The organism is Nocardia sp. NPDC050713, assembly GCF_040654315.1.
In the GTDB taxonomy this organism is placed as follows: Bacteria; Actinomycetota; Actinomycetes; order Mycobacteriales; family Mycobacteriaceae; genus Nocardia.
The window spans coordinates 32120-53106 of record NZ_JBFAHS010000021.1 but is presented as its reverse complement, the minus strand read 5'-3'; the positions used below and the strand labels follow the sequence as shown (position 1 = coordinate 53106).

The window sequence follows — 20987 nt, the reverse complement described above, 5'->3', positions numbered from 1 at the left end:
AAGGGACCGTTCATGTCCGCGTATGGCTTCGCCCACCTGCGCAGCCGCCGTCCACACCCGGAGATCTTGGAATACCTGGAACGCATCCAGGCCACCCTGGACCCGTTCGAAGGCCGGTTCGTGATTCACGGACCACCGGCCGAGGTGGTGGAAGGCGAGTGGCCCGGCAGCATGGTGCTGATCGAGTTCCCGGATCTGGCGCGGGCGCGGGCTTGGTACCACTCGCCCGGATACCAGGCTATCCTGCGCCTGCGAGCCGATCACATCGACGGCGACCTGGTGCTCGTCGAGGGCGTCGGGCCGGACTACGACCCGCGCGAACGGGCCGCGAAGCTGCGCGCCGAGTCCGCCGAGCGCTGAGCCGATTGTCGCCGGCCAGGCCCGGTCGGATACCGTTTACCAGGCAGAATGCAGCTCTTCGCGACAAAGGATGCGCCTGATGGACGACAGTTCCCTGGTCTGGGACGACGGTGCGCTGGTCACCATCGACCAGCGTGGGCTGCCGCACGAGGTGCGCGAGCTGCGCCTCGGCACGGTGGACGAGATCATCGAGGCCATCAAGACGCTGGCCATCCGCGGCGCTCCCGCGATCGGGATCGCGGGAGCGTTCGGCGTGGTCATCGCGACCGCCGCGCACACCGTCGACGGTGTGGTGGACGAGGCGCGGGTGCGGGCCGAGGCCGACCGCATCGCCGCCGCGCGACCGACCGCGGTGAATCTGGCGTGGGCCGTCGAACGGGTCCGCACCCGGATTCCGGCCGGAGCCGACGCGGTGCTCGCCGAAACCCTGGACATGCTCGCCGAGGACGGCCGCGTCAACCGGGCCGCCGCCACGCACGCGGCCGACCTGGTCCAGCGTCTCTGCGCGGACCGCCCGCTGCGGGTGCTCACCCACTGCAACACCGGCCGCCTGGCGACCAGCGCGTTCGGCACCGCGATCGGCACGCTACGGGTGCTCGCCGAGCGCGGCGCGATCGAGAACGTGCTGGTCGACGAGACCCGGCCACTGCTGCAGGGCGCGCGGCTGACGGCGTGGGAGCTGGCCGAGGCGGGCATTCCGCACCGGCTGACCATCGATTCGGCCGCCGCGTGGGCGATGGCCACCGGCCAGGTCGACTGCGTACTGGTCGGCGCGGACCGGGTCACCGCCAACGGCGACGTGGCCAACAAGATCGGCACCTACGCCGTCGCCCTCGCCGCGCACCGGCACGGCATCCCGTTCATCGTGGTGGCGCCGGAATCGACGCGAGACCCGAACACCGCCACCGGCCGCGACATCGTCGTGGAGGAGCGAGCCGCGGCCGAGGTCACCGGATTCGGCGGCGTCGCGACGGCTCCCGCGGACACCGAGGTGTTCAACCCGGCCTTCGACGTCACGCCGAGCGAGCTGGTCACGGCGGTCGTCACCGAGCACGGAGTGGTGCACGGTACGAACAATGCTGCGACAGAGCCTGTTTCGGCGTCGCGCGCCGAGCTCGCCGACATCGCGAGGGAACTCTACGGCCGCGGCTGGATGCCGGGCACCGCGGGCAACCTCTCGGTGCGCGACGGCGCGACCGCCGTGGTCACCGGCAGCGGGCTGTCGAAGGGCGAGCTGACCCCAGGGGACATGGTGACCGTCGCCGTCGAGGATTCCGCGCCGCTGCCCGGTCAGCGGCGGAAACCGTCCGCCGAGACCACCATTCACACCGCGGTGTACCGCACCACCGACGCCGGAGCCGTCGTGCACGTGCACTCGCCGTACGCGACCGCGCTGGCGACCGAAGCGGGCGCGGCCGAGCGCGAAACCACCCTGCGCATCACCGATTTCGAACTCATCAAGGGGCTCGGTTCCGCCGACCCGTCGGCGATCGATATCCCGGTGTTCCCCAATTGGCGCGACGTCTCGCGCATCGGCGCCGACATCGAACGCTATCTGCGCGACAACCCCGCCGCCCCACCCGTGTTGTGCATCGCCGGGCACGGCATCACCACCTGGGGGGAGAATCTCTCCCGGGCGCGCGATCGCGCCGAATGCCTGGAGGCGCTGTGCGAGCTGGTGATTCGCACCGGCCGCAGGCACGCCTTCGCCACGCCCGCCGAGTCACTCGAGATTGGACTGACATGACCCTGCTCCAGGTGATGGCCGCCGACAACGCCGCCGACGTGCGGGTGCGGACCACCGACGACACCGTGATCGCCGCCGAACTCGCCGCGCACGGCATCGCGTTCGAGCGCTGGCCCGCGCTCGCGGAGGCCGCCGCGACCTCCTCGGAGGACCTGCTCGCCCACTACGCCGACCGGGTCGCCGAGCTGAACGCCGCCGGCCGCTACAAGCACATCGATATCGCGCGTATCCACCCCGACGACGCGAACCCCGAGTGGCCCGCCATCGCCAAGGGCGCCAGGGAGAAGTTCCTGAACGAGCACCGGCACGCCGAGGACGAGGTGCGCTACTTCGCCGCCGGCCGCGGCTGCTTCTATCTGCACCTGGGCGAGGAGGTGCTCGCGGTGGTCTGCGAGGGCGGCGATCTGCTCTCGGTCCCGGCGGGCACGCTGCACTGGTTCGACATGGGTACCCGCCCCGATTTCATCGCGATCCGCTTCTTCGAGGAGGAGGACGGCTGGATCGGCGACTTCACCGGCGACCGGATCAGCGAGGGCTTCCCCACCCTCGACGAGCTGCTCACCGCCTCGTGACCAGCGCGATCGTCCTCGACATCGAGGGCACCACGAGCCCGACCAGTTCCGTGCGGGAGGACCTGTACGGCTACACCAGGGACCGGCTGCCGCAGTGGCTCGCCGACAACAGCGCCGACGCGGCGGCGCCGGTCCTCGCGGGCGCCAGGGAACTGGCCGGACGTCCGGACGCGGATATCGCCGAGGTGGCCGAGATCTTGCGCGGCTGGCTCGGCTCGGACGTCAAGGCCGAGCCGCTGAAGACCGCGCAGGGCTTGATCTGCCACGAGGGTTTCCGCAGCGGGGCGCTGCACGGCGAGTTCTTCCCCGATGTCGCGCCCGCGCTGACGGACTGGAAGGCCGCCGGGCTGACGCTGTACGTGTACTCCTCGGGTTCGGTGCGCAACCAGCGTGATTGGTTCGACTTCGCGCGCGGCGGCGAGCTCGGCTCGCTGATCAGCGGATACTTCGACCTGTCCACCGCGGGCCCGAAGCGCGAAGCCGCGTCCTACGACAAGATCGCCGGGGCGATCGGCGTGCCCGCGGCCGAGATCCTGTTCCTCTCGGACCACCCGGACGAACTCGACGCGGCCGTCGCGGCGGGCTGGTCGGCCATCGGCGTGCACCGGCCCGGCGAACCCAATCCGCCGCGCCCGCCGCACCGGTGGATCGGCTCTTTCGCCGAGATCGATCTCGCCTGAGCCCCGGACCGGGCTATACCGCCCGGATCCGAGCCCGCCGCTTCGGTCGTGCGCCGAGTGTCAGGCTCCGGACACGCGCACCTGCGGACGCACGGCGCCGATGCGGCCGTGCTGGACCGTCGCGAAGATCCGCCGCGCGTGCACCGCGACGGGACTGGTCGACCACGGCGCGAGCGCGGTGGTGAACATCAGTTCGCACCAGGACAGCGCGGGCACGTCACCCGCGGCCAGGGTGGCGATGAGCGACATCTCGGTGTCGTGCCCGGCCCACGCGGCGAGCAGCCAGCCCGCGTCCAGCCTGCCGAGGAACTCCTCGGCGTCCTCCGGCGGGCCGTGCGGGGTGTCCACCGCGAGATGCACCGTCGCGGCGATCGCGTGGCGCATCTTGGCATCGAGTCCGACGGCGTCGTGCAGCAGCAGCGCCTCGAGCGCGGCGCGCAACTCCACGCCGGGATCGACCGCCTGCTTCCCACCGATCGAACCGATGTCTCCTGCGTCGCGGATCATGGGCAACCCTTCCTCGATGTCGTTGTTCGTAGGGGTGTCGACGGCGCGTAGATGTCGGCCGGGCGCCTGGTCCTGGGATTCGCTGTCGACCAGGCTGACAAGCGCGCCCGGATTCCAGTCCAGGCTGCCGAAGACCTGGCACCAGTCCAGCGCCGGATTGTCTTCCGAGCAGATCAGATCGAGCACGAGACCGGAGATGGACGCGGTGCAGGCGAGGGTGACGATGTCGATGTCCGGTTCGGTCACGGTGAGATGCAGGGTGGCCTCGGCGTGGCCCGCGTCGGCGCGAGCACGTCCGGCCAGCCACACCGCCCGGTTCGCGGCGGCCATCGCGCCCGCGCACCGATCGCCGTGTGGATGATCGGCGTCGCCGTCGATGAACGGTCCGTACCACAGCGCGCGACCCTCGTCTCCGCAGACCGCGAACGTCCCGTTCGCGCAGTTCGCGGCGGCCGCCAGCGAGATATGCGGTATCAAACCGATGACGTCGACCATGAGCACTCACTCCCGCAATGTTCACGCAATCCGTTGTCTTCCGAGATCGAGGCACAGTGTCGCAACTAATTGCCCGACCGTGCCGATAAACGGATCAAATACGTTTCCCCAACCGTTGTCCAGACGAAGTAGAACTTCCCGCGCACCCTGTGAGGTACCCACACCGACCAGTGAAAGTACCGCGGAGTCGGTACCCGCAATGGGGCATCGGCATATCCCCCGCAACGCATTTCGACAGCGTAGCCCGCACGGTACCGTCTACCCATGGCTTTCGTCCGAAAAGGCGCTACCCCAGGGGTTTTCGCGCACGAGCGAGCACGGCGCCGCACCGGCGGCCGCCGCCTCGACGGGCCGACATGCGCGCGCAGGGCGATGCCACGCGGTGCGTTCCGCAACGAAAACCGCTCTGCCGCTAAGTTTTACGTCGGTCTACCTGCGGAGGGATCCGTTGACCGCGGCCCGGTCGGCGAGACCGGACCGCGCCGGACGGTCGGTAGTGCGGATACCGAGGAAGAATTGGATCCGGCCCGGGTGACTTCCCGAATCGACCCGGAACAGCTGCACGTCCAGACTGAAGGGCTTCCCTGTTTCGATATCGCGGAGCAGCATTCGCGGACTTTCCCGGCCGTATGCGGTTCCCCCGGCCGCCCACATCCGGCGGAATTCCGGATATCGGCCGAGTTCGGCGAGCAATTCGGTGGACCAGTCGGCGCCAGCGGACTGCCCGATGAGTCCGCGCAGCCAGTCCACGGTGAGCGCGGCCTCCCGCTCCCACTCGACCATCACCCGCTTGGACACCTCGTTGCCGAAGAACCACCGCAGGATGTTCACGTCCTCGACCAAGCCGGGAAAGACCGCGGTGTAGGCGTCGTTGCAGGACAAAACGTTCCACCGGGTGTCGAGATAGCCCGCCGCGTTCGGCTCGTGCACCGCGAGGCCGTCGCGCATGTCCTGGGTGATCTGGGCACGCAACTCCGCGACCGTCGGGGCCGAGGCGTCGGCCAGCCCGGCCAGGTCGAACAGGTGTCTGCGCTCGGCGTCGGAGAGCGGCGCGATCTGGTGCAGGTATCCGATGAGCGCTTCGACCACCACTTTCGTCGGGTGGGCGCGGTCGCCACCCTCCAAGTGCGTGATGTAGCTGGAACTCACCCCCGCTGCGAATGCCAGCTTTTCCCGGGAGACCCGCCGGTCGTCGCGGAACCTCCGCAACAACCCGCCGAAGGTCGGCGGTCGCAGGAGATCACCCGGCCCGGCTTCGGTCGACTTGCGTGACACAGCTATTCGCTCCTATGAACCGTAGATGTATCAACCAGTTGGCTACTTCCAAGTGGCAGCGCTGCCGAATCTCTCGCGTTCGCGGCGCCGAGGCCGCGATGCCGTTGCGCACGGCCCCAATCGTCGACGATCCGAGCGGTTGCTCATAGCGGACGATATTAACTGATATACCTTCTTTATATTCCACACCACGCATGTGTCATGGTTACATTTCGGCAATCTCTCGAGAGGCGAAAAGCAACCTCCGCCAGAGCCATTCGCAATGCCGCGCGCCCGACCGTCTGACACGTAGACGCACGACCGACTATTCGAATGCGCGCACGTACGTCGCTCTATCCGACCGGTCGGTTCCTATTCGCCATGCCCGCTGTTGCCCAAAATAATTGGCGAATCGGATTCGCGAATCGCCGACGCCCGACGACGCGCCTCACCCCGCCGCGGCGACCGCCGCATCGATTCGCTTCGCGCGTGTCTCCGGGCGCTTTGCCGATTCGATCGCACCGACGAGCTGACGGCGTCGCGAACAGGAGGCGGGACGCGCGCCCGCCGCGGCCAACGCCGCCGCGAGATCCTCGGGCACCTCGACCGTCCGTTCGGTGTCGCGACGCACGGTGACCGATACGGCGTCGCGGGCGCCTTGCCGAGCCGCTCGCGGATCGCCTTCAGCATGCCGGGGCACGGGCCGCCGCCCATCGAGACGAGGGAGCCGGTGTAGGCGATGCCGTCGAAGCCGGCCTCGACCGGGATCCGTCCTCCGCCGCCGAGCGCGGCGACGACCTCGGCGGGCACCGCGATGTAGGCGCCCCTCGATTTCGGCCTCGAATCGCCGCCTACGCGCAGGGCAATCGCGAGGCGCCGGACGGCCGCCGATTCGCGGCAAACGAATGGCGAATCACACGGGTCTGGACGAATCGGGGTCCGGCATGGTAGCCACGTGGGCAGTGGGCGGCGCCACAATTCGGCCTCGAACACCCCTGCGGGTTGTGTTAACGATTGTAAACCGCCCGAGAACCCCCGGTTTCGAAAGCTTCACCGGCAAGGCCCCGAAACGCCTGCCCGATGCCGCATTTCGGCCGGTCAGCCCGCATCGGCCCAGGTCACGTGAATGTCACCGAAGGTCGGTTGCAACCGTCCAGTGACCGGCACGTTGCCGCGACCTCACAACTCACAGACCGCCTCCGCGCGCTGTGAGAGAATCGTTTGGCCGCGCGTCTTCACCTCCTTACAGTCGGTGCAACAGCCCGATTTCACAGCTCGAAGGGGGCGTCGTGGTTAACTCACGCACTCATGTTTCGGCACCCTCCGATCAGGCGGGCCCGCTTTCCTCCGACGCCGGTGACGCATTGCTCCGGCTGGGCAAATACTTTCAGCGCGGCGAGGTCTCCTCGGACCAACGCAGCCTGCACAAAGTCGGCGGCCGCGGCGCCGACGACTTCTATCGCGACCGCTGGGCGCACGACAAGGTGGTGCGCTCCACGCACGGCGTGAACTGCACGGGCTCGTGCTCGTGGAAGATCTACGTCAAGGACGGCGTGATCACCTGGGAGTCGCAGCAGACCGACTACCCCTCGGTCGGCGCGGACAAGCCCGAGTACGAACCGCGCGGCTGCCCGCGCGGCGCGTCCTTCTCCTGGTATACCTACTCGCCCGCGCGGGTGCGTTACCCATACGTGCGCGGCGCGCTGCTGGAGCTGTACCGCGAGGCCAAGGCCCAGCTCAAGGATCCCGTGCTGGCCTGGGAATCCATTGTGGAGGACCCGGCGAAGGCCAAGAAGTACAAATCCGCCCGCGGCAAGGGCGGTTTCGTGCGCGCCGAATGGTGGGAGGCCGCCGAGATCGCCGCCGCCGCGCACGTGCACACCATCAAGCGCTACGGGCCCGACCGGGTCGCGGGCTTCTCGCCCATTCCGGCCATGTCGATGGTCAGCCACGCCGTCGGCGCCCGGTTCATCTCGCTGCTCGGCGGGTCGATGCTGTCGTTCTACGACTGGTACGCCGACCTGCCCGTCGCCTCGCCGCAGGTGTTCGGCGACCAGACCGACGTGCCGGAATCGGCCGACTGGTTCGACGCGGGCTATCTGATCATGTGGGGCTCCAACGTGCCCGTCACCAGGACGCCGGACGCGCACTACATGACCGAGGCCCGCTACCGCGGTCAGAAGGTGGTCGTGGTCTCCCCCGACTACGCCGACAACACCAAGTTCGCCGACGAGTGGGTGCCCGCGCGCCCGGGAACCGATGCGGCGCTTGCCATGTCGATGGGGCACGTGATCCTGAAGGAGTTCTTCCTCCAGCGCGACACCCCGCGGTTCCTCGACTACGTCAAGCGCTACACCGACCTGCCGTACCTGGTCTGCCTGGACGACCCTGAGGGCTGGGACGCCGAGGGCGTGTACCACCACGACGGCGCGCTGGCGGGCAAGTTCCTCACCGCCGCCGATCTCGGCGAGTCCGTCGAAGCCGCGGAGCACAAGCCCGTGCTGCTCGACAACTCCGGAAACCCCGTGGTGCCCAACGGTTCTCTCGGCCACCGCTTCACCGAGGGCGACGCGGGCAAGTGGAACCTGGACCTCGGCGACGTCGATCCGCTGCTGAGTCTGTACGGCGCGGAGGGCAATCAGCCGGTCGCGGTGCGACTGCCGCGCTTCGACACCGACAAGGCGGGCGTGCTGCTGCGCGGCGTGCCGACGGTGACCGTCGCGGGCAAGCGCGTGACCACCGTGTTCGACCTGCTGCTCGCGCAGTACGGCGTCGGGCGCGACGGACTGCCCGGTGAATGGCCGACCGGTTACGACGACGCCTCCACCCCCTACACGCCTGCCTGGCAGGAGACCATCACCGGCGTCCCGGCCAAGCAGGCCGAGCGCATCGCGCGCGAATTCGCCGACAACGCCGACCGTTCCGGCGGTCGCTCGATGATCCTGATGGGCGCTGGCACCAACCACTGGTTCCACTCCGACCAGATCTACCGCGCCTTCTTCACCCTGACACTGCTCACCGGCTGCCAGGGCGTGAACGGCGGCGGCTGGGCGCATTACGTCGGCCAGGAGAAGTGTCGTCCGGTGACCGGCTGGGCCACTTTGGCTTTCGGGCTGGACTGGCAGCGTCCGCCGCGCCAGATGCAGGGCACCGTGTTCTGGTATCTGACCAACGACCAGTGGCGCTACGACCCGTTCACCGCCGAGTCGTTCTCCTCGCCGCTCGGCAAGGGCGTGTTCGAGGGCCGCACCGCGGCCGACAACATCGCCCTGGCCAGCAGGCTGGGCTGGATGCCGAGCTACCCGACCTTCAACCGCAACCCGCTCGATCTCGTGGACGAGGCCGAGGCCGCGGGCACGACGCCCGCCGAGCACGTCGTCGCGGGCCTGAAGTCCGACGACCTGCGCTTCGCCTGCGAGGACCCCGACGCGCCGGAGAATTTCCCGCGCTGCCTGACGGTCTGGCGCGCCAACCTGCTCGGCTCCTCCGGCAAGGGCAACGAGTACTTCCACAAGCACCTGCTCGGCGCGGACTCCAACCTCCAGGCGGGCGAGGCGACCGGGGTGCGGCCGCAGGAGCTGGTCTGGCGGGACGAGGCGGCGACCGGAAAGCTGGATCTGCTGCTCTCCCTGGACTTCCGGATGACGAGTACCACGCTGTTCTCCGACATCGTGCTGCCCGCGGCCACCTGGTACGAGAAGCACGATCTCTCCTCCACCGACATGCACCCGTTCGTGCACGCGTTCTCCCCGGCCATCTCGCCGCCATGGGAGGCCAAGACCGACTTCGACGCGTTCCACCGGATCGCCCGCGGCTTCTCCTGGATGGCCGAGAAGCACCTCGGCAAGCGCAAGGACATCGTCGCGGTGCCGCTGCAACACGACTCGGCGGACGCCATGGCGCAGGCGGGCGGCCGCGTGCTGGACTGGAAAGCCGGTGACTGCGAACCGATTCCGGGCAAGACCATGCCGAAGCTGGTGGTGGTCGAACGCGACTACCCGAAGGTGGCCGAGAAGATGGCCGCGCTCGGGCCGCTGGTCGACACCCTCGGCGTCACCACCAAGGGCGTGACCACCCACCCGAACGTCGAGGTCGAGTACCTCGCGGGCATGAACGGCACCGTGGTTTCCGGTGTGGCGCAGGGCCGTCCGTCGCTGGCCAAGGACACCCACGCGGCCGAGGCCATCCTCGCGCTGTCGGGCACCACCAACGGCCGCCTCGCCGTGGAGGGCTTCGAGGAGCTGGAGCATCGCACCGGCACGAAGCTCGCCGACCTGGCCGCCGAGCACGAGGGCAAGCGAATCACCTTCGCCGACACTCAGGCTCGGCCGGTGCCGGTGATCACCTCGCCGGAGTGGTCGGGCAGCGAGACCGGCGGACGCAGGTACTCGCCGTTCACCATCAACACCGAACGGCTCAAGCCCTGGCACACCCTGACCGGACGCCAGCACTTCTACCTCGACCACGACTGGATGATCGAGCTCGGCGAACAGCTGCCGATCTTCCGGCCGCCGCTGGACATGACCGCACTGTTCAGCGAGCCCGGCGTGGGTTCGGTGACCGAGAAGGGCGTCACGGTCAGATATCTGACGCCGCACTCGAAGTGGTCGATCCACTCCGCCTACCAGGACAACCTGCACATGCTGACGCTCTCGCGCGGCGGTCAGTCGATCTGGATGTCGGACAAGGACGCCGCGAAGATCGGTGTGGCCGACAACGATTGGATCGAGGCGATCAACCGCAACGGCATCGTGGTCGCGCGCGCCATCGTCTCGCACCGCATGCCGGAGGGCACCGTGTTCATGTACCACGCGCAGGACCGCGCGGTGGACGTGCCGCGCATCGAGGGCACCCCCGAGGTGAACGACGCGCGCGGCAAACGCGGCGGTATCCACAACGCGCTCACCCGGATCATGATCAAGCCCTCGCATCTCATCGGCGGGTACGCGCAGCAGTCCTTCGCGCTGAACTACCACGGCCCCACGGGTAACCAGCGCGACGAAGTGACGACTATTCGCAAGCGGTCCCAGAAAGTGGAGTACTGACATGAGCCCGACGAGGTGCCGACGCTCTGTCCGATTGCGGTCGCAGAAGGTGGAGTACTGATATGCGTGTCATGGCACAGCTCGCCATGGTGATGAACCTGGACAAGTGCATCGGCTGCCACACCTGCAGCGTCACCTGCAAGCAGGCGTGGACCAACCGCGGCGGCACCGAGTACGTCTGGTTCAACAACGTGGAAACCCGGCCCGGACAGGGCTATCCGCGTCAGTACCAGGATCAGGAGAAGTGGAAGGGCGGCTGGACGCTCACCAAGCGCGGCAAGCTGACCCTGAAGTCCGGTTCGCGAATGAAGCGGCTGCTCAACATCTTCGCCAACCCGGACCTGCCCACGGTGTCGGACTACTACGACCCGTGGAGCTACGACTACGACAACCTGCTGTCCTCCCCCGCCATCGACACCACGCCGGTGGCGCGACCGAAATCGCTGATCACCGGCGAGGACACGAAGGTCACCTGGGGCGCCAACTGGGACGACGACCTCGGCTCCGGCCCGGAGCAGGTCGGCAAGGACCCGCTGCTGAACAAGCTCTCGGACAAGGTGAAACTGGAGTTCGAAGAGACCTTCATGTTCTACCTGCCGCGCATCTGCGAGCACTGCCTGAACCCGTCGTGCGCGGCGTCCTGTCCCTCCGGCGCGATCTACAAGCGGGCCGAGGACGGCATCGTGCTCGTCGACCAGGACAAGTGCCGCGGCTGGCGGCAGTGCATCACCGGATGCCCGTACAAGAAGATCTACTTCAACCACAAGACGGGCAAGGCGGAGAAGTGCACCTTCTGCTACCCGCGCGTGGAGGTCGGCATTCCGACGGTGTGTTCGGAGACCTGCGTGGGACGGCTGCGCTACATCGGCGTCATGCTCTACGACGCGGACAAGGTGCAGGAGGCGGCGTCGGTCACCGACACCAAGGACCTGTACCCCTCGCAACTCGGCGTCTTCCTCAACCCGCACGACCCGCGGGTCGTCGCGGAGGCCGAGCGCGCCGGCATCTCGCCGGAATGGATTCAGGCGGCCCAGGATTCGCCGGTCTACAAGCTGATCGTGGACTACCAGATCGCGCTGCCGCTGCACCCGGAATACCGGACCATGCCGATGGTCTGGTACGTGCCGCCGCTCTCGCCGGTGGTGGACGTGCTCACCGAGACCGGGCACGACGGGGAGAACCACGCGAACCTGTTCGGCGCCATCGACGCGCTGCGCATTCCGGTGGAATACCTGGCGGAGCTGTTCACCGCGGGTGAACTCGGTCCAGTGCGGGCGTCGCTGCAGAGGCTCGCCGCCATGCGGTCTTTCATGCGGTCGGTGAACCTCGGCGAGGAGCCCGATCCCTCGATCGCGCCGTCGGTGCGGCTGGAGCCCGAGGAGATCGAGGCGCTGTACCGGCTGCTCGCCATCGCGAAGTACGAGCACCGGTATGTGATCCCGCAGGGCGCGACTTCGCAGGCGCACGAACTGGATTCGCTGGCGACCGGGTGCAGTCTGGACACCGATGGTGGGCCGGGTATGACCGCGTTCGACCAGATGGTGGAGAAGTTCCATCTAACGGACTCCAATGGGGCTGCGCCGGAGGAGAAGTCGACCCGGATCAATTTGCTCAACTGGGATGGGAAGAGCACCAAGGGTTTGATTCCGACCAACGGTGCTGGGTCCAACGGTGCTGGCTCCAACGGCTCGGCTGCGCAGAACGGCGCGGGGCACAACGGCGCAGAGTCCGGCGACTCGAAGGCAAACGGCAGCAACGGCGCTGCCGGAGTAGGGGCCGCGAACGGCAGCAACGGCGCTGCCGGGAACGGTTCGTCCGCCGAGGATGTGACCGCGACGTCGAGCGGGGTCACCAGATGAGTCTGCTGAAACTGCGCCGGCGGCCCGAGCCCGCCGTGCGGATGGCCGAGCGCGACCGTCGCCTGGTGTGGCGGCTCGCCGCGCTGCTGCTGGACTACCCCGGCCAGGCAACGCTGGCCATGCTGGACGAATTATCCAGTGCGGCAGATCAATTGCCCGACGAGGTGCGCCCGCAGCTGGCCGGTCTGCTGACCCACCTGCGCACGACGCCGCCGATCGACCTGGCCGCCGACTACGTCGCGACCTTCGACATGCGGCGCCGTGCCAGCCTGCACCTGACCTTCTACGCCTACGGCGACACCCGCAAGCGCGGCATGGCGTTGCTGCGTTTCAAGCACGCCTACCGGCACGCCGGGGTGGAACTGGGTGATCAGGAACTGCCCGATCACCTGCCCGTGTTGCTCGAATTCGCCGCGACGGTGGACCCGATCGGCGGCGAGCGCCTGCTCGGCGAGCACCTGCCGGTCATCGAGCTGCTGCGACTCTCGTTGTCCGACAGCGGTTCTCCCTACGCGGGGGCGCTCGCCGCGGTGGTGGCCACGCTGCCGCCGCTCACCACGGCCGATCGGCGGCGCATCGCCGAGCTCGCGGCCGAAGGTCCCCCGGAGGAAGAGGTCGGGCTGGAACCCTTCGCCATGGACCCCACGATGTTCGCTCAATCGGAAGGCCGTCGATGAACGCCGTCCCGCACCTGCCCGTCGAGTTGTGGCTGATCCTGCCGTACGTCGCGTTCACCTCGTTCGTACTCGGCCACATCTGGCGCTACCGCAACGACCAGTTCGGCTGGACCACCCGGTCCTCGCAGATCTACGAGAGCAGGTTGCTGCGGCTGGGCAGCCCGCTGTTCCACTTCGGCATGCTCGGGGTGTTCTTCGGGCACGTTCTCGGCGTGCTGATTCCCGAGTCGTGGACCGAAGCCGTCGGCATCAACGACCACACCTATCACCTGATCGCGGTCGGCGCCGGTTCGGTGGCCGGTCTCTCTGTGCTGGCCGGTGTGGGCATTCTGCTGTACCGCCGGTTCACGGTGACCGCGGTACGCAAAGCGACCACCGCCAACGACAAGCTGATGTACGCCCTGCTCACCGCCGCGCTGGTCACCGGCCTGACCAACACCTGGGGCGCCAACCTGCTGTTCGGCACCTACAACTACCGCGAGACCGTCTCCCCCTGGTTCCGCAGCCTGTTCACCCTGAACCCGCAACCGGAACTGATGGTCGACACCCCGTGGCCGTTCCAGCTGCACGGGCTGGTCGTCCTCGTCCTGGTCGCCCTGTGGCCCTACACCCGCCTGGTCCACATGTTCAGCGCCCCCATCGGCTACCTCACCCGCCCCTACATCGTCTACCGCCACAAACAACCCAACGCCACCGACTCCCGCCGCTACGCCCGCGCCTGGGACGCCCCGGTCACCCCGGAACGCTGGCGCTGATCTCCTTCGCCCCCACCGCAACCCGGTGGGGGCGACTTCGTATTGAGCGGATGCGGACTTGCAATCTGACTAGCTACATTTTCTGCTAGTTTGCTAGTCATGCTTGCGCCTAGCGCGCTAGCATGCTGTCATGATTGCGGAGCAACCGACCAGGAAGGTCCTGAAGGCCCTCAAAGCCGCGGGCTGGTCGAAGCTCCGCGACGGAGCGGGCAGCCACACGATCTACGGTTGCCGAACCGGCAAGCATGACGTGAGCGTCCCGGACGGGCACACCACCATCTCGCCGGGCGTGGCCAGGTCGATCTACAAGGCCGTAGGGTCCTGCGACTGCCCGGAGGAGGAAGAGAAGCAGTGAGCAAGGCAATCACCTACGACGTGCACGCGAGCCGTGTCGGACGATGGTGGGAAATCACCATCCCCGATGTGTACGGAGCCGATCCCTGCGGTCAAGCGCGCCATCTCACCGACGTCGGATACGAAGCGCGCACCATCATCGCCGCCAAGCTCGACGTGCCACTGTCCCGGGTGGAATCACGGTTGATCGTCGACGATTTCGGGGACGCGCACGACGTCAACGAGCGGGTGGAGCACATCGCACAACTCCGCTCGACGATCGAACGGCTGACCGAGGAACTGAATGCCGAGCAGCGCTCGCTCGTCAAAGAGCTTCGACGCGAAGACGTCCCCGACGTCGATGTCGCCACGTTGCTCAATGTGGCGCGGCAGCGGATCGGCCAACTGGCGAAATAGGCTCGGATCCCGGGCCATCGCAGGTCTCGAGAACCGTTGCGACGGGTTCAGGCGCAGGCCGGGGCTGGGGCGTCGCGGAAGAGGGGGTCGCCCGTCGGTGGGGCGTAGACGACATCGAGGACCAGGGGCTCGGTGCCGAGGTTCTGGCCGATGTGGACGTTCCACTCCCCGGCCGGCTCGTAGATGAAGTCGCCCGTGCGATACACCGGCGCGACACAGTCCGGCCCGGGATGGGTGAGGGTGCCGGAGCGAACGAAGCCGAAGACCGGGCCGTCGTGATAGTGCCACCCGGTCGACCCGCCCGGCCCGATGGTGATCTCCCGAACCACCAGATCGGTCCCCGCCACGAACGGCAGCAACCCTGCCGGAATCTGCGCATGCCCCAGGGTGGTCGCCGTGATATCCGAGCCGGGTGTTGCCTCGGCACGTATCGCGCCAACCAGCGACCCGCCGAGCACCGCCACAACCACGGCTACACGCACAATGGGCGTCATCGGCGCAGCGTATCGAGCGCGGGACGGCCGGGAAAGGGTCGACAGCGAATCCGTCCAAACTGTCCGATTCACTAATCGGTCGGCGCGGCATAGTTCGTCAGGTGATGCCGCGCGGGCGTCCAGCTGGGCGCGGTGATGCGGATGCGCCCGACGTCAGTGGCTTGCGAGTCCTGCGGCTCGCGGCGCGGCAGCCATAGTTGCGGTTGCAAGCGCGGCGCGGGCATCTACCCCTTGGCCGGGAGGGAGCGGGCGTAGTCGACGCCGCGGTCGACCCACTCGCGCAGGGTTGTGTCGTCGCGGATCGGTGTGCCGGTCACTCGGAGCCAGCCGACCATTTCTCGGCCGCCCATGGTCATCGGCGTGACGGTTTCGTCGTCGATCATGGTGGCGCCCTGGGCCGGGTCGACGCGGACGAGCAGGCCGCCCTGGCCGCTGGCAGCCACCGCCATGTTGCCGCTGATCATGAAGGCGAGACCGCCGAACATCTTCTTCTCGGTCATGTCGAGGCCGGGATCGATCAGGTCGCGGATCCGCTCGGCCAGTTCCTCGTCGTATGCCATAGGTCACAGTGTGGACCTGGGCACCGACAGATCGCTGCCCCTTTACGCGGTGCGCAACCCGTGTGCCGCCCCTTCGCGCGGGCGGCGCGAACGCCACAACCCCTTCGCGCGGGCGGCGCGAACGTCACGTCGTCATCCGGCGCGCAGGAACCGCCCCGCCTGTTCCGTGCCGAGCCCGGGTCCGGCGGCGCCGGAGCCGAACACGTACTTCCCACCGATGAACACCGCGGTGACGGTCGCGTCGTTGCGATTGACCATGCGGGACAAGTTGTCGTAGTGCGGAGCCGGGTGTTCGGCGTAGGTGTCGAGGGTGGCGTCGAGATGGGCCGGGTCGATCACGACGGCGTCGGCACGGTCGCCGACGCGCAGGCGGCCCGCGTCCAAGCCGTACCACTCGGCGAGTTCACCGGTCAGGCGGTGGACCGCGTGCTCGAGCGTCATGAACGGCCGGCGCGCTCGTTCGGCGTCGTGGACGCGACGCAGCAGTCGCAGGCCGAAGTTGTAGAAGGCCATGTTGCGCAGGTGCGCGCCCGCGTCCGAGAAGCCGAGCTGGATGCCGGGATCCGCCGCGAAACGGTCGAGCACAGCGGGGCGGTGGTTGGAAATGGTTGTGCGCCAACGCACTTTGGTGCCGTGTTCCACGACGAGATCGAGGAACGCGTCGACCGGATGCAGGCCGCCGCGGTCGAGACCGACCTGACCGAAGGTCTTGCCGAGCACGGATTCGTCGGGGCATTCGACGATCTCGGCGTCGAAGAAGTCGCGATGCCAGACGCGGGGACCGAACTTCTTGTCGTAGTCCTTGCGGAACCAGCGGCGATAGCCTTCATCGCTCAGCAGGTCCGCACGCTCTTCGAGCTGGTCGGCGAGATGCAATGCCGCGGCGCCCGATCCGAATTCCTCGAACACCGGCAGGTCGATCCCGTCGGAATACACCTCGAACGGCACCGGTAAATGCTGCCAGCGGAAATCGCCGCCGAGCGCGTTGACGGCGCGGGCGAGCGCCGGAAACGCCCGCGCCACACCGGGAATCGCCTTCACGTCCGCGGCCGAGAGCAGGCTCACCTTGAGCGGTTCCCGCCACAGCCCGATGCTGCTCGCGGCCATCGCGACCAGGCTCTGCGGCCGTGCCACGTCGGGTCCGCCCTGCAAGGCGCGCCCGCGGCGGCGCAGAATCGTGTTGAGCACGCTGCGTTCCCGGCTCGTCGCGTACGTGGAGGGCAGGGTGCGCGAGCGGCAACGCTGCCCGTCGAGCTTGTCGAACAGCAGCTGCTGGGAGGACATGCCGACGAAGCCCGCGTCGAGGGCTTCGGTGAGTGCGCGCCGCATCGTGGCGAGCTCGTCGGGAGTCGCCTTCACCTCGCGCCTGGTGGCGCGATCGAGCCCCATCACGGCCGCGCGAACGTCGGAATGCCCGAGGAAGCCGGCCACATTCGGCCCGAGCGGCAGCGCGTCGAGCGCCGCGGCGTACTCCTCGGCGGTGCGCCAGGACTTCAGGTCGCCGATCGCGGCGACGACGTGTCCGCGCGGAATGGCTTCGACCCGGCCGAACAGATCGCCCGCCGTCTCCGCGTCGGCGTGCACTGTCGACAGCGAACACGAACCGAGCAGCACGGTCGTCACGCCGTGGCGCACCGATTCCGGCAGCGCTGGATCGAGCAATACCTCCACGTCGTAGTGGGTGTGGATGTCGATCATGCCGGGAATCACCCAGTGCCCGGCGGCGTCGACGACCCGGCCGCAGCCGGTCTCGTCGAGCGGCACGGCCGACACCTCGGCCACCCTGCCGGCGCGGATGCCGAGATGGCGAACCGCTGACGGGGCGCCCGTGCCGTCGAACCACCGGCCGCCCTTGATGATGCTGTCGAACATCGCTGACTCCCTACAAAGCGATCTCGCACCGCACGACCGCGCCGGTCGCAGTGCGCGGCAACGGTTCCGCGGTGATCCGGCCACGGGGCGAGAACCTCGAGCCGCGGTCGTCGGCGAACCCAGCCGACGTGACCTGCACCACAACGTAGCACTGGCTAGACACCATGTCTAGTGACTTTGCGCATCGTCTAGGATGAGTTCATGCCGACCGAACCGACCGAGGCCCGCCGCGGCTTGTTGCGCGAGGAACAGAAACGCCTGACCCGAGCGCGGATCGTCGACACCGCGCGCCACCTGTTCGAAACGCAGGGCTACTCCTCGGTCCGCGTCGACGACATCGCCGCCGCGGTCGGCTGTAGCCGGGCCACCTTCTACCTGCACTTCACCGGCAAACCGGAGGTGCTGCGTGCCATCGCCGAGGCGGGCACCCTCGCCAGCGTTCGCCTCTTCTACGCCGACCTGGACCGGGTGCTCACCACCGGATCACGAGAAGAGTTCGCGGACTGGATGACCCGGGCCATCGACTGGTTCTTCGCGAACAAGGACATGCTGCCCGCATGGGACGAGGCGACCGCACTCGAGCCGGAATTCCGCGAGGTCGCGCGCGAGGGCATCATGACGCTCGCCGACAGCATGCCCGCCTACCTGTCCCGCTGGCCCGCCGAACGCAGGGACGAAGCGCGACTGCGCATCGAACTACTTGTCGCGCAACTGGAACGGTTCTTCACCCGCTGGGCCATGCAGGGCACGATCGACGTCTCCGCGAGCCAGGCGGCCGAGGTGCTCACCGACATCTGGTTCCCCGCACTCGTGGCGCCGGGGGGCGATTGATGCCCACCACGGCAGCGGCGCGCCGACTCCTTACTCCTAGGCCACCGACGGCGCCGCCGCGAGCCTCGGGGGCGTGCGACACTCAGCGCACGCGAGTATCGACCATTTCCCGCACGGCCGCGCGATAACGGTCCGCGATGAGCCGGACGACCGCGGGATGCACGCCGATGGGTTCCGCCACGCCGTCCGCGCCCGCGTCGTGCAGCCGCTGCTGGAACAGCCCGTGCGCCAGCAGATAGGACGCGACGAACACCCGCCGCGCACCGGAGGCACGCAGGTCGGCGACGACTTCCGGAACGCGCGGCGCGCCCGTGGCGACGTAGCCGATGCGCACCGGTGCACCCAGGTGCTCGGCCAGCATCGCGGCCGCGCGCCGAACGTCTTGCCGCGCACGGGCATCCGAGGACCCCGCCGCCGCGAACACGACCGCGTCACCACGCCGCCAGCCCGCCGCGCGCAACCGCACCGCCATGATCCTGGCCAGCGCCGGATCCGGCCCCATGGCCGGGGTGACGGCCACCGCGTCGTGCCCGCTCTCGGCGACCTCGCGCGGCACGTCTTGGTAGACGTGGTAGCCGGAGGCGAGGAACGCCGGAACCAGCACGGCGGGAACAGATTCCGTCGTTCCGGTCAGATCGCGCAGCACCTCCGACGGCGACGGGCCGAGCACGTCGACGAAGGCGGTGCGGACCGCGGGCGCGTCGGTACGGTCGCCGCGCCCCGAAATCGCGGCGTCCGTTTCCGAAAGAGCCTGCGCCGCACCGAGTTCACGGGAGACCGCTTCGGCAAGAGCGGCGATCATCTCCACGCCCTTGGTGCTTCGGGTGCCGTGCGCCACCAGCACCAGGGCGGGGGTGCTCACCAGCTCCCCATCGGTTGCGGAGCGTACTTGGGAGCACGCACGGGCGACCCGATACCGGGCACCTGCGGCCGCGCTTGCGGCACCTGGCGCGGATTGTTGTCGGTGCACTCGGCGGCGTCCAAAGCGAGCCGGTAGCCGCGCTTGACCACGGTCTGGATCGCCTTCGGCGTGCCGAGTCCGGCGCGCAGCCTGGCGATCGCGGTCTCCACGGCGTGCGTGTCGTCACCGCCGCCGGGCAGCGCGGAGAGCAGGTCCTCGCGGGAGACCACCCGACCGGGCTGGCGGGCCAGCGAACGCATCAGCGCCATCGGCGCGGGCGCCAGCTGACGCACCTCGCCGTCCACGACAACACACGCGCCGCGCACGCTGATGTTGTGTCCGGCGGCCTGAATCCGGTTGGCGCGCCTGGGCAATTCCTCGGCCACGTGCCTGGCCAGCGCGCCGAGACGCGCGCGCCCCGGCATCGAGGTCGGCACGCCGAGCTCTTCCAGCGGCGCGGCGGTGATCGGACCGACGCAGGCCGCGAGCACCCGACCGCGCAGGGCGTGCAGCACGCCCTCCAGCAGACCGGTTTCCTTGGCGCGCATCAACATCGACGCCACGGCGGGCGCGCTGGTGAAGGTCACGCAGTCCAGGCTCGCGGTGACGATGGCCTCGATCAGCTGGTCCATCGGGCCCTGATCGGCGGGCGGAGTCCAGCGGTACACCGGCACCGGAACGACATCCGCTCCGGCGCAACGCAATACTTCACAGAAGTCCGGGACGGGCTCCCATTCGGTGGTGGCGCCGTGCAGCTGCACCGCGATGCGCACGCCCTCCACGCCCTCGGCCAGCAGGTGATCGAGCACCTCGGCCGACGACTCGGAGGCGGGCGACCACTCCTCGCGCAGTTCCGCGGCGCGGATGGCGCCCTTGGCTTTCGGGCCGCGCGCCAGCATGCGGGTGGCGGCCAGCGTGCTGCGCAGTTCCTCGGCCAGGCCCCAGCCTTCGGCCGCTTCCATCCAGCCGCGGAAACCGATGCCGGTGGTGGCGACGGTGATCTGCGGCGGCTCGGCGACCAAAGTCCTTGTGACACGCTCCAGTTCGGTGTCGTCGGCCAACGGAATGATCCGGATGGCGGGCGCCGTGACGATGGTGGCGCCCCGCCTTTTGAGCAGGGTGGAGAACTCCTCGGCTCGCCGAGCCGCCGTGACGCCGACCGTGAATCCAGCGAGACAGGCGCCCGCTTCAGTTGTCGTCATAGAGGTTCATCCGTCCGAGGAATCGAGCGCGACCGGCTCGTTGGAAACCGAAACGATGCCGTCGTCGACCCGCACCGCGTACACCGGCAGCGCCGCCGATTCATCGTCCAGGCAACGCCCATCGAGCAACGAGAACGCCTGCTTCAGCAGCGGCGAGGCGACGACGGGGACGCCGCTGCGGTCACCGACGATCCCGCGCGACATGACGGCCGCGCGACCGAACGGATCGATATTGCCGACGGCGTACACGCTGCCGTCGGTCAGTCGGAACAGAGCGGCCTGCTGGCCACCCTTCAGCAATACCGCAACGCCGCGGCCTGGGATCAAATAGTCGAGTCGGCACGCTTGCGTCCAACCGGTGGCCGTAGCTGGCGAGATGCTGGGTGTATCGATCACGGTCATCGGGTTCCTCCTCCGAACGCCTTA

At 68.4% G+C, this 20987-nt stretch carries 20 protein-coding genes and 1 pseudogene; 11 read left to right on the top strand and 10 right to left on the bottom strand.

Annotation, left to right across the window (positions count from 1 at the left end):
* Positions 1-12: 12 nt before the first annotated feature.
* The 4 genes from AB0H49_RS30535 to mtnC all read left to right on the top strand — a co-directional run bounded on the left by AB0H49_RS30535 (position 13) and on the right by mtnC (position 3359).
* A complete protein-coding gene (locus AB0H49_RS30535; protein ID WP_357256262.1) occupies positions 13-360 on the top strand; it encodes a DUF1330 domain-containing protein in 348 nt (115 codons plus the stop codon).
* Between the two features lie 79 nt (positions 361-439).
* Positions 440-2107: an S-methyl-5-thioribose-1-phosphate isomerase gene (gene mtnA / locus AB0H49_RS30530; RefSeq protein ID WP_357256261.1), complete on the top strand. Its 1668-nt coding sequence runs from the start codon at positions 440-442 to the stop codon at positions 2105-2107.
* A complete protein-coding gene (locus AB0H49_RS30525) occupies positions 2104-2679 on the top strand; it encodes a cupin (protein WP_355003913.1) in 576 nt (191 codons plus the stop codon). Before mtnA ends, AB0H49_RS30525 begins: the two co-directional genes overlap by 4 nt.
* Positions 2676-3359 (top strand): acireductone synthase, encoded by a 684-nt coding sequence (mtnC, locus tag AB0H49_RS30520; RefSeq protein WP_355003914.1) that lies wholly within the window; start codon positions 2676-2678, stop codon positions 3357-3359. The genes AB0H49_RS30525 and mtnC overlap by 4 nt, the downstream gene beginning before the upstream one ends.
* 60 nt (positions 3360-3419) lie before the next feature.
* On the opposite strand, the gene AB0H49_RS30515 is transcribed toward mtnC, so the two are convergent.
* The 4 genes and pseudogenes from AB0H49_RS30515 to AB0H49_RS30500 all read right to left on the bottom strand — a co-directional run.
* Positions 3420-4361 carry a hypothetical protein gene (locus AB0H49_RS30515; protein WP_355003915.1) on the bottom strand — a complete coding sequence of 314 codons (942 nt, stop codon included), beginning with the start codon at positions 4359-4361 and terminating at the stop codon, positions 3420-3422.
* A gap of 429 nt (positions 4362-4790) precedes the next feature.
* Positions 4791-5636 carry a helix-turn-helix transcriptional regulator gene (locus tag AB0H49_RS30510; RefSeq protein WP_355003916.1) on the bottom strand — a complete coding sequence of 282 codons (846 nt, stop codon included), beginning with the start codon at positions 5634-5636 and terminating at the stop codon, positions 4791-4793.
* A 427-nt stretch (positions 5637-6063) separates the two neighbouring features.
* Positions 6064-6216, bottom strand: a complete 153-nt coding sequence (locus AB0H49_RS30505) for a YdeI/OmpD-associated family protein (protein ID WP_357256302.1) — start codon at positions 6214-6216, stop codon at positions 6064-6066.
* 110 nt (positions 6217-6326) lie between these two features.
* A pseudogene (locus tag AB0H49_RS30500) lies at positions 6327-6425 on the bottom strand (DUF1905 domain-containing protein); the annotation flags it as partial.
* 554 nt (positions 6426-6979) lie between these two features.
* On the opposite strand from AB0H49_RS30500, the gene AB0H49_RS30495 reads away from it, so the two are divergent.
* The 6 genes from AB0H49_RS30495 (at position 6980) to AB0H49_RS30470 (ending at position 14701) form a co-directional block, all read left to right on the top strand.
* Entirely contained in the window at positions 6980-10660 is a 3681-nt protein-coding gene (locus tag AB0H49_RS30495) for a nitrate reductase subunit alpha (protein WP_355003964.1), read from the top strand.
* Between the two features lie 71 nt (positions 10661-10731).
* Complete coding sequence (gene narH, locus AB0H49_RS30490; RefSeq protein ID WP_357256301.1) at positions 10732-12519, top strand: nitrate reductase subunit beta; 1788 nt, start codon at positions 10732-10734, stop codon at positions 12517-12519.
* A complete protein-coding gene (gene narJ, locus AB0H49_RS30485) occupies positions 12516-13196 on the top strand; it encodes a nitrate reductase molybdenum cofactor assembly chaperone (RefSeq protein ID WP_355003918.1) in 681 nt (226 codons plus the stop codon). The genes narH and narJ overlap by 4 nt, the downstream gene beginning before the upstream one ends.
* A complete protein-coding gene (narI, locus tag AB0H49_RS30480) occupies positions 13193-13951 on the top strand; it encodes a respiratory nitrate reductase subunit gamma (RefSeq protein WP_355003919.1) in 759 nt (252 codons plus the stop codon). The genes narJ and narI overlap by 4 nt, the downstream gene beginning before the upstream one ends.
* A gap of 130 nt (positions 13952-14081) precedes the next feature.
* Positions 14082-14306, top strand: a complete 225-nt coding sequence (locus AB0H49_RS30475) for a type II toxin-antitoxin system HicA family toxin (protein ID WP_355003920.1) — start codon at positions 14082-14084, stop codon at positions 14304-14306.
* Positions 14303-14701 (top strand): hypothetical protein, encoded by a 399-nt coding sequence (locus AB0H49_RS30470; RefSeq protein ID WP_357256260.1) that lies wholly within the window; start codon positions 14303-14305, stop codon positions 14699-14701. The genes AB0H49_RS30475 and AB0H49_RS30470 overlap by 4 nt, the downstream gene beginning before the upstream one ends.
* Before the next feature lie 47 nt (positions 14702-14748).
* On the opposite strand, the gene AB0H49_RS30465 is transcribed toward AB0H49_RS30470, so the two are convergent.
* The 3 genes from AB0H49_RS30465 to AB0H49_RS30455 all read right to left on the bottom strand — a co-directional run bounded on the left by AB0H49_RS30465 (position 14749) and on the right by AB0H49_RS30455 (position 17627).
* Positions 14749-15195, bottom strand: coding sequence for a cupin domain-containing protein (locus AB0H49_RS30465; RefSeq protein WP_357256259.1), 447 nt, complete (start codon positions 15193-15195; stop codon positions 14749-14751).
* Between the two features lie 224 nt (positions 15196-15419).
* Positions 15420-15755: a TfoX/Sxy family protein gene (locus AB0H49_RS30460; RefSeq protein ID WP_357256258.1), complete on the bottom strand. Its 336-nt coding sequence runs from the start codon at positions 15753-15755 to the stop codon at positions 15420-15422.
* A 132-nt stretch (positions 15756-15887) separates the two neighbouring features.
* Positions 15888-17627 carry an amidohydrolase family protein gene (locus tag AB0H49_RS30455; RefSeq protein ID WP_357256257.1) on the bottom strand — a complete coding sequence of 580 codons (1740 nt, stop codon included), beginning with the start codon at positions 17625-17627 and terminating at the stop codon, positions 15888-15890.
* A gap of 201 nt (positions 17628-17828) precedes the next feature.
* On the opposite strand from AB0H49_RS30455, the gene AB0H49_RS30450 reads away from it, so the two are divergent.
* Positions 17829-18458 carry a TetR/AcrR family transcriptional regulator gene (locus tag AB0H49_RS30450; protein ID WP_355003927.1) on the top strand — a complete coding sequence of 210 codons (630 nt, stop codon included), beginning with the start codon at positions 17829-17831 and terminating at the stop codon, positions 18456-18458.
* A gap of 82 nt (positions 18459-18540) precedes the next feature.
* Here the strand turns inward: AB0H49_RS30450 and AB0H49_RS30445 are convergent, their stop codons facing one another.
* From AB0H49_RS30445 to nirD, 3 genes are read right to left on the bottom strand one after another with little or no spacing between them, the layout of a single operon-like run.
* On the bottom strand, positions 18541-19320 hold the full coding sequence (locus AB0H49_RS30445; RefSeq protein WP_357256256.1) for a sirohydrochlorin chelatase: 780 nt from the start codon (positions 19318-19320) through the stop codon (positions 18541-18543).
* The gene (locus AB0H49_RS30440; RefSeq protein ID WP_355003929.1) at positions 19317-20561 is read right to left on the bottom strand and encodes a uroporphyrinogen-III synthase; all 1245 of its coding nucleotides are present in this window, start codon (positions 20559-20561) and stop codon (positions 19317-19319) included. The genes AB0H49_RS30445 and AB0H49_RS30440 overlap by 4 nt, the downstream gene beginning before the upstream one ends.
* Before the next feature lie 6 nt (positions 20562-20567).
* A complete protein-coding gene (gene nirD / locus AB0H49_RS30435; protein WP_357256255.1) occupies positions 20568-20963 on the bottom strand; it encodes a nitrite reductase small subunit NirD in 396 nt (131 codons plus the stop codon).
* Between the last annotated feature and the right edge of the window lie 24 nt (positions 20964-20987).

Coding starts and splice junctions, on each gene's coding strand:
- AB0H49_RS30535 (WP_357256262.1), top strand. CDS start 13: ATGTCCGCGTATGGCTTCGCCCACCTGCGCAGCCGCCGTCCACACCCG.
- mtnA (WP_357256261.1), top strand. CDS start 440: ATGGACGACAGTTCCCTGGTCTGGGACGACGGTGCGCTGGTCACCATC.
- AB0H49_RS30525 (WP_355003913.1), top strand. CDS start 2,104: ATGACCCTGCTCCAGGTGATGGCCGCCGACAACGCCGCCGACGTGCGG.
- AB0H49_RS30515 (WP_355003915.1), bottom strand. CDS start 4,361: ATGGTCGACGTCATCGGTTTGATACCGCATATCTCGCTGGCGGCCGCC.
- narH (WP_357256301.1), top strand. CDS start 10,732: ATGGCACAGCTCGCCATGGTGATGAACCTGGACAAGTGCATCGGCTGC.
- narJ (WP_355003918.1), top strand. CDS start 12,516: ATGAGTCTGCTGAAACTGCGCCGGCGGCCCGAGCCCGCCGTGCGGATG.
- narI (WP_355003919.1), top strand. CDS start 13,193: ATGAACGCCGTCCCGCACCTGCCCGTCGAGTTGTGGCTGATCCTGCCG.
- AB0H49_RS30475 (WP_355003920.1), top strand. CDS start 14,082: ATGATTGCGGAGCAACCGACCAGGAAGGTCCTGAAGGCCCTCAAAGCC.
- AB0H49_RS30465 (WP_357256259.1), bottom strand. CDS start 15,195: ATGACGCCCATTGTGCGTGTAGCCGTGGTTGTGGCGGTGCTCGGCGGG.
- AB0H49_RS30460 (WP_357256258.1), bottom strand. CDS start 15,755: ATGGCATACGACGAGGAACTGGCCGAGCGGATCCGCGACCTGATCGAT.
- AB0H49_RS30455 (WP_357256257.1), bottom strand. CDS start 17,627: ATGTTCGACAGCATCATCAAGGGCGGCCGGTGGTTCGACGGCACGGGC.
- AB0H49_RS30450 (WP_355003927.1), top strand. CDS start 17,829: ATGCCGACCGAACCGACCGAGGCCCGCCGCGGCTTGTTGCGCGAGGAA.
- AB0H49_RS30440 (WP_355003929.1), bottom strand. CDS start 20,561: ATGACGACAACTGAAGCGGGCGCCTGTCTCGCTGGATTCACGGTCGGC.
- nirD (WP_357256255.1), bottom strand. CDS start 20,963: ATGACCGTGATCGATACACCCAGCATCTCGCCAGCTACGGCCACCGGT.